The organism is Streptomyces sp. NWU339, assembly GCF_003143855.1.
GTDB lineage: Bacteria > Actinomycetota > Actinomycetes > Streptomycetales > Streptomycetaceae > Streptomyces.
In genome coordinates this window covers 1-14,425 of sequence record NZ_QFRK01000008.1, presented here as the reverse complement: position 1 = coordinate 14,425, position 14,425 = coordinate 1, and the positions used below count along the sequence as shown (strand labels likewise).

The following is a 14,425-nucleotide window of genomic DNA, read 5'->3' as shown; positions in this document are numbered from 1 at the left end:
GAACTCCGTTCCCGGATCGCTCCGCCTCGGTGCGGAGCGTCTCCCTTTTGCACCAGGCCCCGGTCGACCCCGGAACCTCGGACTCGGTGACTTCCACCTCCATCCCCCATGGACGAGATCTACAGTCCACCAGCCCGGGTGATAACAGAAAACCCGTGGCACGGCATTCGGATTCGAGAGGTGTGGCCTGCGGCTTTCCCTCTCAACCGAACATATCTCGCCCGGACGGATGTCGTCACCCTCTACTGCCGCGTACCTCCGTTCAGGTGAATTCACCCTCTCGCTACCTGCAACGATGCAAGTTCCCAGTCAGTTCCGGTTTATTTCGAAAGAATCTGGTGAAGCCGCAACAACCGCCGCGCACTTCACGTCAATGGGCCGGTCGGCCCCATCCGCGCCCGCCACCGGGGCCGAACGGCCAAGCCCTTGATCCACCCTCTCGTGAGTCGATCCGTTTCGCCGTTCCCGTCGTTCTTGTCCTTCCCTTCGTGCCCCTCTCCTTTCCCATGTCTCACCCCTGTACACGGACGCGGACGCCGAAACACTCGAATCAGGCCCGACATCCACCTCCATGCGCGCCCCTCGCGCCCCCCACGCCCCCACAAGCGCTCCCGCACGCGGCTCGGTGTGCGACGCGAGACGCACCGCGCGCGCGGCCTCCGCCAGCGACGCCCCGGTCGTCATCAGGTCGTCGACGAGTACGACGGAGCCGTCGCGCAGCAGCCGGTCACAGCCCGGCGCCACCGCCAGCGCACCGGCGAGATTGGCCAGCCGCCGCCGGGCGTCGAGCCCCGACTGGTCGGCCACGTCCCGCCGATGCCGCAACGCGGGCAGCACCGAAACGGGTAGCCCCTGGCGCCGCAGCGCACCCGCCGCCGCCCGCGCGATCCGCAGCGCCGGGGCGTGTCCACGGGCCCGCACGGCCCGCCGCGCGGACGGCACGGGCACCAGCAGGACCGCCCCGCGGTGGCCGCGCACCGCCCCCGGAACCCCACCGGGGCCCGACCGCGCCGCCTCCCGCAGACCCGCGCGCACCGCTTTCGCCAAGGCCTCGCCCAGCGGCCGGGAGAGGGCCAGGGCGCCCCGCTCCTTGTGGGCCAGCAGCGCGGCACGCACCTCGTCCGCGTAGGGGGCGGCAGCGTGCACGACCGGCAGTCCGGCCGGCCGCGGCACCGGGCACACCCCGCGTGGCGCGGCGCCGCTCAGTGCCGTACGGCACCGCTCGCAGAGCACCGCACGAGGTCTGCCGCACCCGCCGCACTCGGCCGGGAGCACCAGGTCGCTCAGGTCCTGCCACCAGCCCCGCATGGCCCCACTGTGCCAACGCCCGCGGCCTCCGGCCACCCCTGTGGAAAACTCCGCACGGCCCGCAGACCGGTCGCCCCGGACAGACCGGTCACCCCGGATAGACCGGCGCGGTCCCCTCCGTCACCTGCTGCCACTGCGCACCCGACGACAGCCGCACGATTCCGTCCACCGAGTACGCCACCAGCGGTACCCCTTCATCGGGGGAGGCGGTCACCGCCTTGACGCCGGTCAGGGCAGCGGGCTGAGGCACCTCGGGTATGGAGCCGTCGACCTCGACGTACCGCATCTGCTCCACACCCCCCTCCTCCCGCCCGACCACCACGAGACGGCTGTCCCCGGTCCAGGACATGGCGGTGACCTTCTCCAACTCCGGCGTCGCGGGCCGCAGGTCCAGCACGGTGACGGTCGGCTGCTCGCCCGTGGTCCGTTCCTGCCCGTCCGGGCCGTCCCGCTCGATCCGCCCGATCATCAGGGACCGCCGGTCGCCCTTGGCCACGACGAGCGCGACCCTGACCCCGTCGGCGGCGACCCGGACCGCCTGGATCTGCCCGTCCAGACCCGGTGTGCGTACTTCCAGCGGCTCGCCCCCGCCCTCCTCCAGCAGGAGCAGCCGGGGGTTCCCCGGGTCCTGGTCGGCCACCCACAGGCCGCCGTGCGCGTCCCAGCTGGGCGCGGTCAGCCGGTCGCCCTCGGACTTGCCCGCGCTGGTCAACACGGGCTCCCCGAGCGAACCGCCCGGCACCAGCGATCCGACGTACAGCGACTTCCCGTCGAGCGCGACCCCGGCCGCGGTGCGCTCGTCCCGCGAGACCGCCACCGACCGCAACGGCGCCGCGCCCTCGCCGAGCGGCCCCGGCACCGGAGCCGGCTGGGTGGCGTTTTCGCCTGCGACGATCCGCACCAGCTGGTGCTCCTCGTCGATGAAGTACAGGTAGTCGGGGTGGTTCAGCGACCCCCGGTCGGCCACGGGCTCGGTGGCCTTCTGGGCCAGCGAGCACAGCTTCCTCCCGGCGGCCCGCAGCTCGACCTCGTCCACGGCGGGGCTGAGGTTGCGCAGCGTGAACAGCAGCTGAGCCGCCATCTCCCCGCACCTCTTGGCACCGACGTCGGCCGCCTTGTCGTTGAGCGGCACGGTCAGCCTGCCCTGGTCGTCCGCTGTCAGCGGACCGGCGCCCTTGCGCAGCGCCGTGCCCGTGGGGAAGCTCGACCTGACGGCCGGGTCCAGCCAGTTCGTGGGCCCGCCCAGGAGGGAGCGGACCATCTGGGTGGTGGGCTCCACGTGACTGCGCACGTAGACCGGGTCGGCGACCGCCATCGGCGGCCCGTCCGCATCGGGCCCACCTGCTCCCGCGGTGTTCGAGGCGAAGTAGTACTTGCTGACGGACATGTAGTTGCGCTGGAAGTCCGACTTGCCCATGACGACGCCCTGTGGCACCCCGTCGATGCGCCACTGGCGGGTCTTCACGTCCTGTGTGAGATGCACGAGCTGGTCGTACGGCCCGGAGTCGGCCGTGTACGCCTGCTGCGCGTCCACGGTGGCGACCTTGTCGCCGGTCAGCTTGAAGGAGAGCTCCCGGGCGTCCTTGCGGCCCGGCGGGCCGGGCTGGGCGCCCGGCCCGTCCGCCAGCACCGTGGTGGACAGCTCCGGCTTCCATACCTTCGCCGCCTCGGCGGTCAGATACTGGCGCGCGGTGCTGTAGTCCGGATCGTCGCTGGTCAGCGCCTCCAGGAAGCCCTGCACGATCTGGGGCGGCGACGCGTCCTCGCTCGGCGGCATCGCGAACACCCGCACCTGCGCGTCCTGGCGGGGCGTGGAGTCCACGCCCCGCACATCCCCGCTGTCGGGCATCGAGGCGCACCCGGCCAGCAGTACGACACCGCTGGTGGCGCACGCCACCACTCGTGCCGGTGCCGTCCTGCCGCGCCCTGCGCGCTCACCGCCCACGCGAAGCCTCCCCTTGCCTGTCCGCCTGCCGGTCCCCGGACCGGTCCTCGGGTTCGTTCTCTCGCCGGTCCCGGGCCGTCGTCCCGTTCTCCCCGCCGGGGTCGCCGAAACCGGCGCCGGCCTGCTCTCCGGTCCCCGCCGGCTCTTCCTGCCGTGCCCCGTCCCCCGACGGCCGCGACACCACGCGCGCACCGTTGCCGGGCAGTGCCGTCGGGTCGGCCGTGGGGGCCACGGTGGCAGACAGCGTCGCGAGCGGATCGCGGGCCGCGCGGGCCGATCCGTCGGTGTCCGCGGACCGCGCGGGCACGGTGGACTGTTTCTTGCCGTCCCCGCCGTCCCCGCCGTCCCCGTCGCCCTGCGGCTCGCCGACGCCGAGTCCGCTGTTGCGTCGTGAGTCCCTGGGCTCCAGGGGGATCGGGGAGCCCCGCAGCGGCTCGTCGGCCGTCCTGGGCAGCGTCAGCCGGAACTGCGAGCCGCCGCCCGGCTCGCCCCATGCCTGGAGCCAGCCGCCGTGCAGCCGCGCATCCTCCAGGGCGATGGACAGCCCCAGTCCCGTGCCGCCGGTGGTCCGCGCGCGTGCCGGGTCCGCCCGCCAGAAGCGGCTGAAGACCCGGGTCGCCTCACCGGGCTTGAGCCCGACACCGTAGTCCCGCACCGCGACCGCGACCGCCCCGCCCGCCGCGGCGAGCTTGACGACGACGTCCTTGCCGTCGCCGTGCTCCACGGCGTTGACGACGAGGTTGCGCAGGACGCGCTCCACGCGTCGCGCGTCGGCCTCGGCGACGACGGGCTGCTGGTCGCCGACGATCTTGATCGGCGTGCCCTTGCGCTCGGCGAGCGGCTCGGCCCCGCTGACCACGCGCCGTACGACTTCACGCAGATCTATCGGCTCCGCCTCGAGCGCCGCCGCGCCCGCGTCGAAGCGGCTGATCTCCAGCAGGTCCGAAAGCAGCGACTCGAACCGGTCGATCTGGTCCGCGAGCAGTTCGGCCGACCGCGCGGTGACCGGGTCGAAGTCCTCACGCGCCTCGTGGATGACGTCCGCGGCCATCCGTACGGTCGTCAGCGGCGTCCGCAGTTCGTGGGAGACGTCCGACACGAAACGGCGCTGCATCCGCGACAGTTCCTCGAGCTGGTTGATCTTCAGCTGGAGGTTCTGCGCCATCTTGTTGAAGGCTTCGCCGAGCCGCGCGATGTCGTCCTCACCGGTGACCTTCATCCGCTCCTGGAGACGCCCGGCGGACAGCCGCTCCGCGATCCCGGCGGCCATCCGCACCGGCGTCACGACCTGCCGCACCACGAGCCAGGCGATCGCCCCGAGGAGGACGACGACGAACAGCCCCGCGGTCGCCAGAGTGCCCTTGACCAGGCTCAGCGACTTCTCCTCCTGCGTGAGCGGGAAGAGGTAGTACAGCTGGTACGGATCACCGTTGGGGTCGTTGACCTGCTTGCCGATGACCAGGCCGGGCTGCGATTCCGCGCCGTTGCTGTAGACGATCCGCGTGTACCGCTGCGCCGCCGCGGTGTTGGCGTCGATCCTGTCCCGCAGGTTCCCGGGCACGCTCTGCGACGGGTCGACGTGCCCCGAGGCACGCGGGCCGCGCCCGCCGCCGCTCTCGTCGTCCATGGGCAGGGTGACCACGTCGAAGGCTCCCTGGCCGCCGCTGGAGAGCGACTCCACGAGGTCACTCATCCACTGGATGACGCTCTGCGAGGACCGGTCGCCCACCGCGACCGCGTTCTCACCGGTGCCGCTCGAGGCCTCGTCGGCCTGCTGCTTGGCCACCGCGAACCCGCCGGTGGCCTGGCTTTGCGACGCCTTCACCTTGGCGTCCAGCAGACCGTTGCGTACCTGGCCGATGACCACGAAGCCCAGCAGCAGGACCACGCCCAGCGACATCAGCAGCGTGGTGACGACGACCTTCAGCTGGATGTTCCGCCGCCACAGCCGCATGACGGGCAACAACGGCCTGCGCACCCAGCGGACGAACAGGCGGATCACCGGGCTGCCCTGGACTCCGCCCTGCAGCAGCCCGTCCTTGAGCAGGCGCCCCCAACGGGGGCGCCCTGATGCCCGGCTGCCGGACGATCGGCCGACAGGCCGCTCCGACGGGTCCCCGGGCCGGCCGGGCGCCGGAGCGGCACTGTCCCCGGACATGTCAGCTCGGTCCTGCCTTGTACCCGACGCCACGGACGGTCACCACGATCTCCGGCTTCTCCGGGTCCTTCTCGACCTTGGAGCGCAGCCGCTGGACATGGACGTTCACCAGCCGGGTGTCGGCCGCGTGACGGTACCCCCAGACCTGTTCCAGCAGCACCTCCCGCGTGAACACCTGCCACGGCTTGCGGGCCAGCGCGACCAGCAGGTCGAACTCCAGCGGGGTCAGCGCGATCGACTGCCCCTCCCGCTTCACGGAGTGTCCGGCCACGTCGATCACCAGGTCGCCGATGGCGAGCTGTTCCGGCGCCGGCTCCTCCGACCTGCGCAGCCGCGCCCGGATCCGGGCGACCAGTTCCTTCGGCTTGAACGGCTTGACGATGTAGTCGTCGGCACCGGACTCCAGGCCCACCACGACATCGACGGTGTCGCTCTTCGCCGTGAGCATCACGATCGGCACCCCGGACTCCGCCCTGATCAGGCGGCACACCTCGATACCGTCCCGGCCGGGCAGCATCAGATCGAGCAGCACCAGGTCGGGCTTGGCCTCACGGAAAGCGGCCAGCGCCTTGTCGCCGTCGGCTACGAAAGACGGTTCAAAACCTTCACCACGCAGCACAATGCCGAGCATCTCGGCCAGTGCGGTGTCGTCGTCGACGACAAGGACTCGTCCCTTCATAAACGACATCATCCCATTAGCTCATCGTGACCTGGCGTGACCTGGCGCACAGCTCGGCCAGGGCCTCGGCCGTCACGGGTGAGACGGCACCTTCCTCCGTGACGATCGCCGTCACCAGTTCCGGTGGTGTCACGTCGAACGCCGGGTTGTACGCCTGGGTCCCCAGGGGTGCCACAAGAATCCCGCCTCCCGCTTCGGTTCCGGCCACCGGCACCTGCGGTGCGGTGACCTCGGTCACTTCATGGCCGGGGCGCTGCTCGACCTCGATGGACGCCCCGTCCGGCGTCTGCGGATCCACCGTCGTCACCGGGGCCACGACGATGAACGGCACATGGTGGTACCGCGCCAGCACCGCGAGCGGATAGCTGCCCACCTTGTTCGCCACCGAGCCGTCGGCCGCGATGCGGTCCGCCCCTATGAGTACCGCGTCCACCTCACCGGCCGCGAACAGGGATCCCGCCGCGCTGTCGGTGAGCAGGGTGTACGCCATTTCACTGCGGGCCGCCTCGTATGCCGTCAGGCGAGCACCTTGCAGCAACGGGCGCGTTTCGTCCACCCACAGCCGCCTGAGCCGGCCCGCCCGGTGCGCCGCCAGCGCCACCGCGAACGCCGTGCCCTCACCGCCCGACACCAGGGAGCCGGTGTTGCAGTGGGTGAGGATCCGGTGCCCGCCACCGGGCAGCAGCTCGTCCAGCAGCGCCAGTCCGTGCTCGGCCATCCGCACGCTGGCCTCGGCGTCCTCGCGGTGCAGCCGCCGTGCCGCGGTCAGCGCGGCCACTGCCGCCTCCCGGTCGTCGCCGCCCCGGGCGACAACGCCCTGGTGGGCGGAGAGAGCCCGGCGCACCCCCACCGTGAGGTTCACCGCGGTGGGCCGGGCGCCCTCCAGCGCGGCCGCGGCGTCGTCCACGTCGAAGCCCCGTGCGGCGGCGAGTGCGACGCCGTACGCGCCGGCGATGCCCAGCAAGGGCGCACCGCGCACGGCCAGTGAGCGGATCGCCTCCACCAGCGCGGGTGCGTCCGTGCAGACCAGCTCGACCTCCTCGGCCGGCAGTCTCGTCTGGTCGAGAAGGATCAGAACGGGCCCTTCGGGTGGCTCTTCCCAGCGGAGCGCAGGTATCTCGGTCGGCCGCTTGTTGTCGCCGCCGTGTGCGTACTGATCAGCCATGCGGTCAGTCTGCCCCCTGCGGCACGGACAATTGAAGGTGCAGCCCGTCCCTCGGCAGATCCGGCAGGTCCGGCAGGTCCGGCAGGTCCGTTGGCGAACACCCCATGGCACGATGGCTGCGAACCTGCCGCCGCGACCGCGGACGGGCACCGTGAAGGAGCGATGATGAACGACACTCCGGGCTGGGCCTCGCCCGGATCCGCCCCGTCCGACGGGCAGGAGCCGGGTCAGGACGCACCCCAGGGTCCGGGCGTCAAGTGGTCGAAGGAGCAGCCGCCGCCCAGCCAGTGGTCCGCGCCCACCGGCCCGCCCGGCGCCACGGGCCCCGGCCAGGCTCCCCCGCCCGCACCGCCCGGCCCGGGATGGGGCACCCCGCCCCCCGGCGGCCCCGTGGGGCCCGGAGGATACGGCGGTCCCGGCGGCTACGGCGGTGGTCACGGCGGCCCCGGTGGCTACGGAGGTCCCGGTGGTTACGGAGCCTGGGGAGGCGGCTGGGGCGGTCCCCCGCCTGCCGCAAAGCCCGGTGTGATCCCGCTCCGCCCGCTCGGTGTGGGCGAGATCCTCGACGGCGCGGTCTCCACCATGCGCACCCACTGGCGCACGGCCCTCGGCATCTCGCTGACCGTCGCCGTCCTCATCCGGATCGTCGTCGTCCTCGTCCAGGGACTCTTCCTGAACAGCTCCAGCGCCGCGGTACTCAGCGACCCGAGCGCCACCCTCGACGAGCTGACCGGCGCCATGGGCGTCTCCCTGCTCAACAGCGGGGTGGTCTACCTGATCACCCTGGTGGGCACCCTCTCCGCCACCGCCCTGCTCGCGACGGTCACCAGCCGTGCCGTGCTCGGCACATCGGTCACCGCCGCCGAGACCTGGCGCGACGCCCGCCCCCAGCTCCTGAAGCTGTTCGGCCTGATCTTCCTGCTGCTGCTCATCATTGTCGCCGTCATCGCCGTGGGCGCGCTGCCCGGCATCCTCGTGACCGCCACGGTCAGCGGCCCGGGCGGCGTGGCACTCACGGTCCTGGGCATCATCGGCGGCGGCATCGTCGCCATGTGGCTGTGGATCCGCTTCTCGCTGTCCGTGCCCACGCTGATGCTGGAGAAGCAGGGCGTCACGAAGGCACTGAGCCGGTCCGCGAAGCTGGTGCGCGGCTCCTGGTGGCGGATGCTCGGCATCCAGCTGCTCGCGTCGATCATCGCGGGCGTCGTCGCATCGATCATCGTCATCCCCTTCGCCGTCCTCGCCACGACGTTCAACGGTGACGGCGTCTCCGGTTTCCTCAACGGCGCCGGCGGCGACATCGGCTGGGCGTTCCTCATCATCAGCGGGATCGGCGCAGTCATCGGCTCCACGATCACGTTCCCGATCACGGCCGGCGTCACCGTGCTCCTCTACGTCGACCAGCGCATCCGCCGCGAGGCCCTCGACCTCGAACTGGGCCGCGCCGCCGGCGTCCAGGGCTACGGTCCCGGCACCACCCCGGGGAGCTGAGGGGGTGCACACCACGGGGGGAGTTCTCACTTCGGCGCAGACGCTGCCCGAAGCCGCCGCCGGCGCCGTGCACACACTGCTGCGCGGCGACGGCGAGCCGCCCGTCACCATCCCGCGCGATCCCGCGCGGGAGGCGGCCCGGCGCGAGCTGTCCAAGCAGATGTACCACGAGAACGATCCCAGCTGGTTCCAGCGGGCCCTGGACGCCTTCTGGGAGTGGGTCGGCAAGCTGTTCGGCGCCGCCGCCACCGCGACGCCCGGCGGTGCGCTCGGACTGATCGTCGTCATCGCCGCCGTGATCGCCGTCCTGGGCGCCCTGTGGTGGCGGCTGGGCACCCCGCGACGCCGACCGACCTCCGCGCCCACGCTGTTCGACGACCGGCCCCGCAGCGCCGCCGAACACCGCGCGGCCGCCGAGGCGCACGCCGCCCAGGGCCACTGGAACCAGGCCGTGCAGGAACGCATGCGCGCCGTCGTCCGCGCCCTGGAGGAACGCACCCTGCTCGACGTCCGCCCGGGCCGCACCGCCGACGAGGCGGCAGCCGAGGCGGGCCGCGCCCTGCCCGCCCACACCGATCGGCTGCACACCGCCGCGCGGAGCTTCGACGACGTCACATACGGCGGCCGGACCGCGACGGAACAGTCGTACCGGCACCTCACCGAACTCGACCGTGACCTGGAACGCAGCAAACCCCAGCTCACGGGCGCCGCTGCCGGCGACGGCAACGGCACGAACACCAGCGACCGCAGCGACAACACGGGCGGCAGCGCCCGCCAGGGAGCCGCCGGATGACGACCGAGGTCACGCTCCCCTCCACCTCGGCCTCGCCCACCGCCCGCCAGGTGTGGACCCGCGCGCGAGGTGTCGTCCTCGCGCTCGTCCTGCTGATCGTGGCGGCCGTCGTCATCGCCGTGGTCCGCTCCGACGCCCGACACGGCGCACTCGACCCGCGCTCCGCCGACCCCTACGGCAGCCGCGCCGTCGCCGAACTCCTCACCGACCGCGGTGTGGACACACGCGTGGTCACCACCCTGCACGAGGCGTCCGCCGCCGCGAACCCCGACACGACCCTCCTGGTCGCCGTCCCCGACCGCCTGACCCACCGCCAGCAGTCGAGACTGCACGCCGCGGTCGCCGACTCCGGCGGCCGCACCGTCCTGGTCTCCTCCGGCAGCGCGTCCGTCGACCGGCTCGCCCCGGGTGTCACCGCCGACCCGGTCACCAGCTTCGGCTCCACCCTCTCCCCCCGCTGCTCCCTGCCCGCCGCCCGCAGCGCGGGCACCGCCGACACGGGCGGCATCCGCTACACCACCACCCATCTCGACGCCGACGAGTGCTACCCCAGCGAGCGCCTGGCCACCCTGCTGCGCATCCCCGCGGCCACCGGCGGCGACACCGTCCTCATCGGTGCCTCCGACATCCTCCGCAACGACCGCCTCGCCGAGCACGGCAACGCCTCGCTCGCCCTCCAACTCCTCGGCTCCCGCCCCCATCTGGTCTGGTACCTCCCCTCACTCGCCGACGCCTCCGCCGCCTCCGAGGACGGCCGGCGCGGCTTCTTCGACCTGCTCCCCTCCGGCTGGCTCTGGGGCACCCTGCAGCTCTTCATCGCCGCAGCCCTGGCCGCCCTGTGGCGGGCACGCCGGCTCGGCCCCCTCGTGCCCGAAAGGCTTCCCGTCGCGATCCGCGCCTCCGAAACCGTCGAAGGCCGCGCCCGCCTCTACCGCAAGGCGAACGCCCGGGACCGCGCGGCCGCCGCTCTTCGCTCCACCACGCGCACCCGTCTCGCCCCCCTCGTAGGCGTCTCCGCCTCCCAGGCACACTCGCCCGAGGCCCTGCTGCCCGCCCTGTCCGCCCGCCTTCACGGAGACGGACAGCCGTCCCCGCACGATCTCCTGTTCGGCCCGCCGCCCGGCGACGACGCAGCCCTGACCTCCCTCGCCGACCGACTCGACGCCCTCGAAAGAGAGGTACGCCGTCCATGATGGACCCGACCACTGACAACGCCGCGCACACCGGGGACCCGGCCGCAGCCAGGGCCTCCCTGGAGGCCCTGCGCGCCGAGATCGCCAAAGCCGTGGTCGGCCAGGACCCCGCTGTCACCGGCCTCGCCGTCGCCCTGCTGTGCCGCGGCCACGTGCTCCTCGAAGGCGTTCCCGGCGTCGCCAAGACACTGCTCGTCCGCACCCTCGCCGCTGCTCTGGAACTCGACACCAAACGCGTCCAGTTCACCCCCGACCTGATGCCGAGCGACGTCACCGGCTCCCTGGTCTACGACGCCCGCACCGCGGAGTTCTCCTTCCAGCCCGGCCCCGTCTTCACCAACCTCTTCCTCGCCGACGAGATCAACCGCACGCCCCCGAAGACCCAGGCGTCGCTCCTGGAGGCCATGGAGGAACGGCAGGTCACCGTCGACGGCACCCCCCGCGCCCTCCCGGAGCCCTTCCTGGTCGCCGCCACCCAGAACCCCGTGGAGTACGAGGGCACCTACCCCCTCCCCGAGGCACAGCTCGACCGCTTCCTCCTCAAACTCACCATCCCCCTCCCGTCCCGCCAGGACGAGATCGACGTCCTCACCCGCCACACCGAGGGCTTCGACCCCCGCGACCTGCGCGCCGCCGGCGTACGCCCCGTCGCGAGCGCCGCCGACCTGGAAGCTGCCCGCGCCGCGGTCGCCAGGACGACGGTCTCCCCCGAGATCACCGCCTACGTCGTCGACATCGTCCGCGCCACACGCGAATCGCCGTCCCTCACCCTGGGCGTCTCCCCCCGAGGAGCCACCGCCCTCCTGTCCACCGCCCGCGCCTGGGCCTGGCTGACGGGACGCGACTACGTCATTCCCGACGACGTCAAGGCCCTCGCCCTCCCCACCCTCCGCCACCGCGTACAGCTCCGGCCGGAGGCCGAGATGGAAGGCGTCACGACCGACTCGGTCATCAACGCCATCCTCGCCCACGTCCCCGTCCCCCGCTGATGGCCCTCACCGGACGCGCCACCCTCCTCGCGGCACTCGGCTCTCTCCCCGTCGGCATCTGGGAACCCGGCTGGACGGGCATCCTCGCCGTCAACGCCCCCCTGGCGGTGGCCTGTGCCTGCGACTTCGCCCTGGCCGCCCCCGTACGCCGGCTCGGCCTGAGCCGCTCCGGGGACACCTCGGTACGGCTGGACGACAGCGCGGACGTCACCCTGACGCTCACCAACACGTCCCGTCGTCCGCTCCGTGCCCGCATCCGTGACGCCTGGCCTCCCAGCAGCTGGCAGCCCGGCACCGAGGGAACGGCTTCCCGTCACCGCCTGTCGGTCCCCGCCGGTGAGCGCCGACGCATCACCACCCGGCTGCGTCCCACCCGCCGGGGCGACCGCCAGGCCGACCGCGTCACCATCCGCTCCTACGGCCCGCTCGGCCTCTTCGCCCGTCAGGGCACGCACCAGGTCCCCTGGACGGTACGGGTGCTGCCGCCGTTCACCAGCCGCAAGCACCTGCCTTCCAAACTGGCCCGCCTGCGCGAACTGGACGGCCGCACCAGCGTTCTGACCCGCGGTGAGGGCACGGAGTTCGACAGCCTGCGCGAGTACGTTCCCGGCGACGACACCCGCTCCATCGACTGGCGTGCCACAGCCCGCCAGTCCGCCGTGGCGGTACGCACCTGGCGCCCCGAGCGAGACCGCCACATCCTGCTCGTCCTCGACACCGGCCGCACCTCCGCGGGCCGTGTCGGCGACATCCCCCGCCTCGACGCCTCCATGGACGCGGCCCTGCTCCTCGCGGCGCTCGCCTCCAGGGCCGGCGACCGCGTGGCCCTCCTCGCCCACGACCGCCGCCTCCGCGCCCTCGTGCAGGGTCGGTCTGCAGGCGATGTCCTCCCCTCCCTGGTCAACGCCATGGCCACGCTCGAACCGGAGCTCGTGGAAACCGATGCCCGGAGCCTCACGGCCACGGCCCTGCGGACTGCCCCCCGCCGTTCCCTGATCGTCCTGTTCACCACGCTCGACGCAGCCCCCATCGAGGAGGGTCTGCTTCCCGTACTGGCCCGACTCACCCAGCGGCACACAGTCCTGCTCGCATCGGTCGCGGACCCACACCTGGCCCAGATGTCGAAGGCCCGCGGAAACGCCGATGCGGTGTACGAGGCAGCGGCGGCCGCCCAGGCCCAGACCGAACGCGACCGGACCGCGGAGCAGCTCCGCCGCCACGGCGTCACCGTCGTCGACGCCACCCCGGACAGCCTGGCGCCGGCACTGGCCGATGCCTATCTGGCGCTGAAAGCAGCGGGCCGCCTCTGACAAAGAACCCAGTGACCAGAAAAGGCGGGTGAAAGGCCCGCCCCTGAAACGCAGAAAGCCCCGCACCTGTCGGTGCGGGGCTCTCCCACGATTTGTTCGGCGGCGTCCTACTCTCCCACAGGGTCCCCCCTGCAGTACCATCGGCGCTCTGGGGCTTAGCTTCCGGGTTCGGAATGTAACCGGGCGTTTCCCCCACGCTATGACCACCGAAACACTATGAAACACTCAACCGCACCACGCTGAATCAACGCGGGGTCGTTCGTGGTTTCAGAACCAACACAGTGGACGCGAGCAACTGAGGACAAGCCCTCGGCCTATTAGTACCGGTCACCTCCACACCTTGCGGTGCTTCCAGACCCGGCCTATCAACCCAGTCGTCTGCTGGGAGCCTTACCCCATCAAGTGGGTGGGAGTCCTCATCTCGAAGCAGGCTTCCCGCTTAGATGCTTTCAGCGGTTATCCCTCCCGAACGTAGCCAACCAGCCATGCCCTTGGCAGGACAACTGGCACACCAGAGGTTCGTCCGTCCCGGTCCTCTCGTACTAGGGACAGCCCTTCTCAAGACTCCTGCGCGCGCAGCGGATAGGGACCGAACTGTCTCACGACGTTCTAAACCCAGCTCGCGTACCGCTTTAATGGGCGAACAGCCCAACCCTTGGGACCGACTCCAGCCCCAGGATGCGACGAGCCGACATCGAGGTGCCAAACCATCCCGTCGATATGGACTCTTGGGGAAGATCAGCCTGTTATCCCCGGGGTACCTTTTATCCGTTGAGCGACGGCGCTTCCACAAGCCACCGCCGGATCACTAGTCCCGACTTTCGTCCCTGCTCGACCCGTCGGTCTCACAGTCAAGCTCCCTTGTGCACTTACACTCACCACCTGATTGCCAACCAGGCTGAGGGAACCTTTGGGCGCCTCCGTTACCCTTTAGGAGGCAACCGCCCCAGTTAAACTACCCATCAGACACTGTCCCTGATCCGGATCACGGACCCAGGTTAGACATCCAGCACGACCAGACTGGTATTTCAACGACGACTCCACCACCACTGGCGTGGCGGCTTCACGGTCTCCCAGCTATCCTACACAAGCCGAACCGAACACCAATATCAAACTGTAGTAAAGGTCCCGGGGTCTTTCCGTCCTGCTGCGCGAAACGAGCATCTTTACTCGTAGTGCAATTTCACCGGGCCTATGGTTGAGACAGTCGAGAAGTCGTTACGCCATTCGTGCAGGTCGGAACTTACCCGACAAGGAATTTCGCTACCTTAGGATGGTTATAGTTACCACCGCCGTTTACTGGCGCTTAAGTTCTCAGCTTCGCCAGGACGAATCCTGACTGACCGGTCCCCTTAACGTTCCAGCACCGGGCAGGCGTCAGTCCGTATACCTCG

10 protein-coding genes and 2 rRNA genes are annotated in these 14,425 nt (G+C 71.2%); 5 read left to right on the top strand and 7 right to left on the bottom strand.

Going from position 1 to position 14,425, the window contains the following annotated elements; translation table 11 throughout:
• Window positions 1–309 precede the first annotated feature (309 nt).
• From DIZ27_RS11555 to mtnA, 5 genes are all read right to left on the bottom strand, one after another.
• Window positions 310–1,308, bottom strand: a complete 999-nt coding sequence (locus DIZ27_RS11555; RefSeq protein ID WP_109378275.1) for a ComF family protein — start codon at window positions 1,306–1,308, stop codon at window positions 310–312.
• Between the two features lie 88 nt (window positions 1,309–1,396).
• Window positions 1,397–3,253 carry an LpqB family beta-propeller domain-containing protein gene (locus DIZ27_RS11550; RefSeq protein WP_109378274.1) on the bottom strand — a complete coding sequence of 619 codons (1,857 nt, stop codon included), beginning with the start codon at window positions 3,251–3,253 and terminating at the stop codon, window positions 1,397–1,399.
• Complete coding sequence (gene mtrB, locus DIZ27_RS11545) at window positions 3,243–5,411, bottom strand: MtrAB system histidine kinase MtrB (protein ID WP_109378273.1); 2,169 nt, start codon at window positions 5,409–5,411, stop codon at window positions 3,243–3,245. The genes DIZ27_RS11550 and mtrB overlap by 11 nt, the downstream gene beginning before the upstream one ends.
• 1 nt (window position 5,412) lies before the next feature.
• Window positions 5,413–6,102 (bottom strand): two-component system response regulator MtrA, encoded by a 690-nt coding sequence (mtrA, locus tag DIZ27_RS11540; protein WP_193478414.1) that lies wholly within the window; start codon window positions 6,100–6,102, stop codon window positions 5,413–5,415.
• A gap of 4 nt (window positions 6,103–6,106) precedes the next feature.
• The gene (mtnA, locus tag DIZ27_RS11535) at window positions 6,107–7,255 is read right to left on the bottom strand and encodes an S-methyl-5-thioribose-1-phosphate isomerase (protein ID WP_109378272.1); all 1,149 of its coding nucleotides are present in this window, start codon (window positions 7,253–7,255) and stop codon (window positions 6,107–6,109) included.
• 165 nt (window positions 7,256–7,420) lie between these two features.
• Between mtnA and DIZ27_RS11530 the strand changes: the two genes are divergently transcribed.
• Genes DIZ27_RS11530 through DIZ27_RS11510 form a run of 5 tightly spaced genes read left to right on the top strand, consistent with a single transcriptional unit; the run spans window position 7,421 to window position 13,031 of the window.
• Window positions 7,421–8,746 (top strand): glycerophosphoryl diester phosphodiesterase membrane domain-containing protein, encoded by a 1,326-nt coding sequence (locus DIZ27_RS11530; protein WP_109378271.1) that lies wholly within the window; start codon window positions 7,421–7,423, stop codon window positions 8,744–8,746.
• A 4-nt stretch (window positions 8,747–8,750) separates the two neighbouring features.
• Window positions 8,751–9,539 (top strand): DUF4129 domain-containing protein, encoded by a 789-nt coding sequence (locus DIZ27_RS11525; RefSeq protein WP_109378270.1) that lies wholly within the window; start codon window positions 8,751–8,753, stop codon window positions 9,537–9,539.
• The gene (locus tag DIZ27_RS11520; RefSeq protein ID WP_109378269.1) at window positions 9,536–10,732 is read left to right on the top strand and encodes a DUF4350 domain-containing protein; all 1,197 of its coding nucleotides are present in this window, start codon (window positions 9,536–9,538) and stop codon (window positions 10,730–10,732) included. Before DIZ27_RS11525 ends, DIZ27_RS11520 begins: the two co-directional genes overlap by 4 nt.
• Window positions 10,732–11,721, top strand: coding sequence for a MoxR family ATPase (locus DIZ27_RS11515; protein WP_109378268.1), 990 nt, complete (start codon window positions 10,732–10,734; stop codon window positions 11,719–11,721). Before DIZ27_RS11520 ends, DIZ27_RS11515 begins: the two co-directional genes overlap by 1 nt.
• On the top strand, window positions 11,721–13,031 hold the full coding sequence (locus DIZ27_RS11510; RefSeq protein ID WP_109378267.1) for a DUF58 domain-containing protein: 1,311 nt from the start codon (window positions 11,721–11,723) through the stop codon (window positions 13,029–13,031). The genes DIZ27_RS11515 and DIZ27_RS11510 overlap by 1 nt, the downstream gene beginning before the upstream one ends.
• 94 nt (window positions 13,032–13,125) lie before the next feature.
• Here the strand turns inward: DIZ27_RS11510 and rrf are convergent.
• Window positions 13,126–13,242 (bottom strand): 5S ribosomal RNA (rrf, locus tag DIZ27_RS11505).
• A gap of 86 nt (window positions 13,243–13,328) precedes the next feature.
• Window positions 13,329–14,425: ribosomal RNA gene (locus DIZ27_RS11500) — 23S ribosomal RNA — on the bottom strand; the annotation flags it as partial.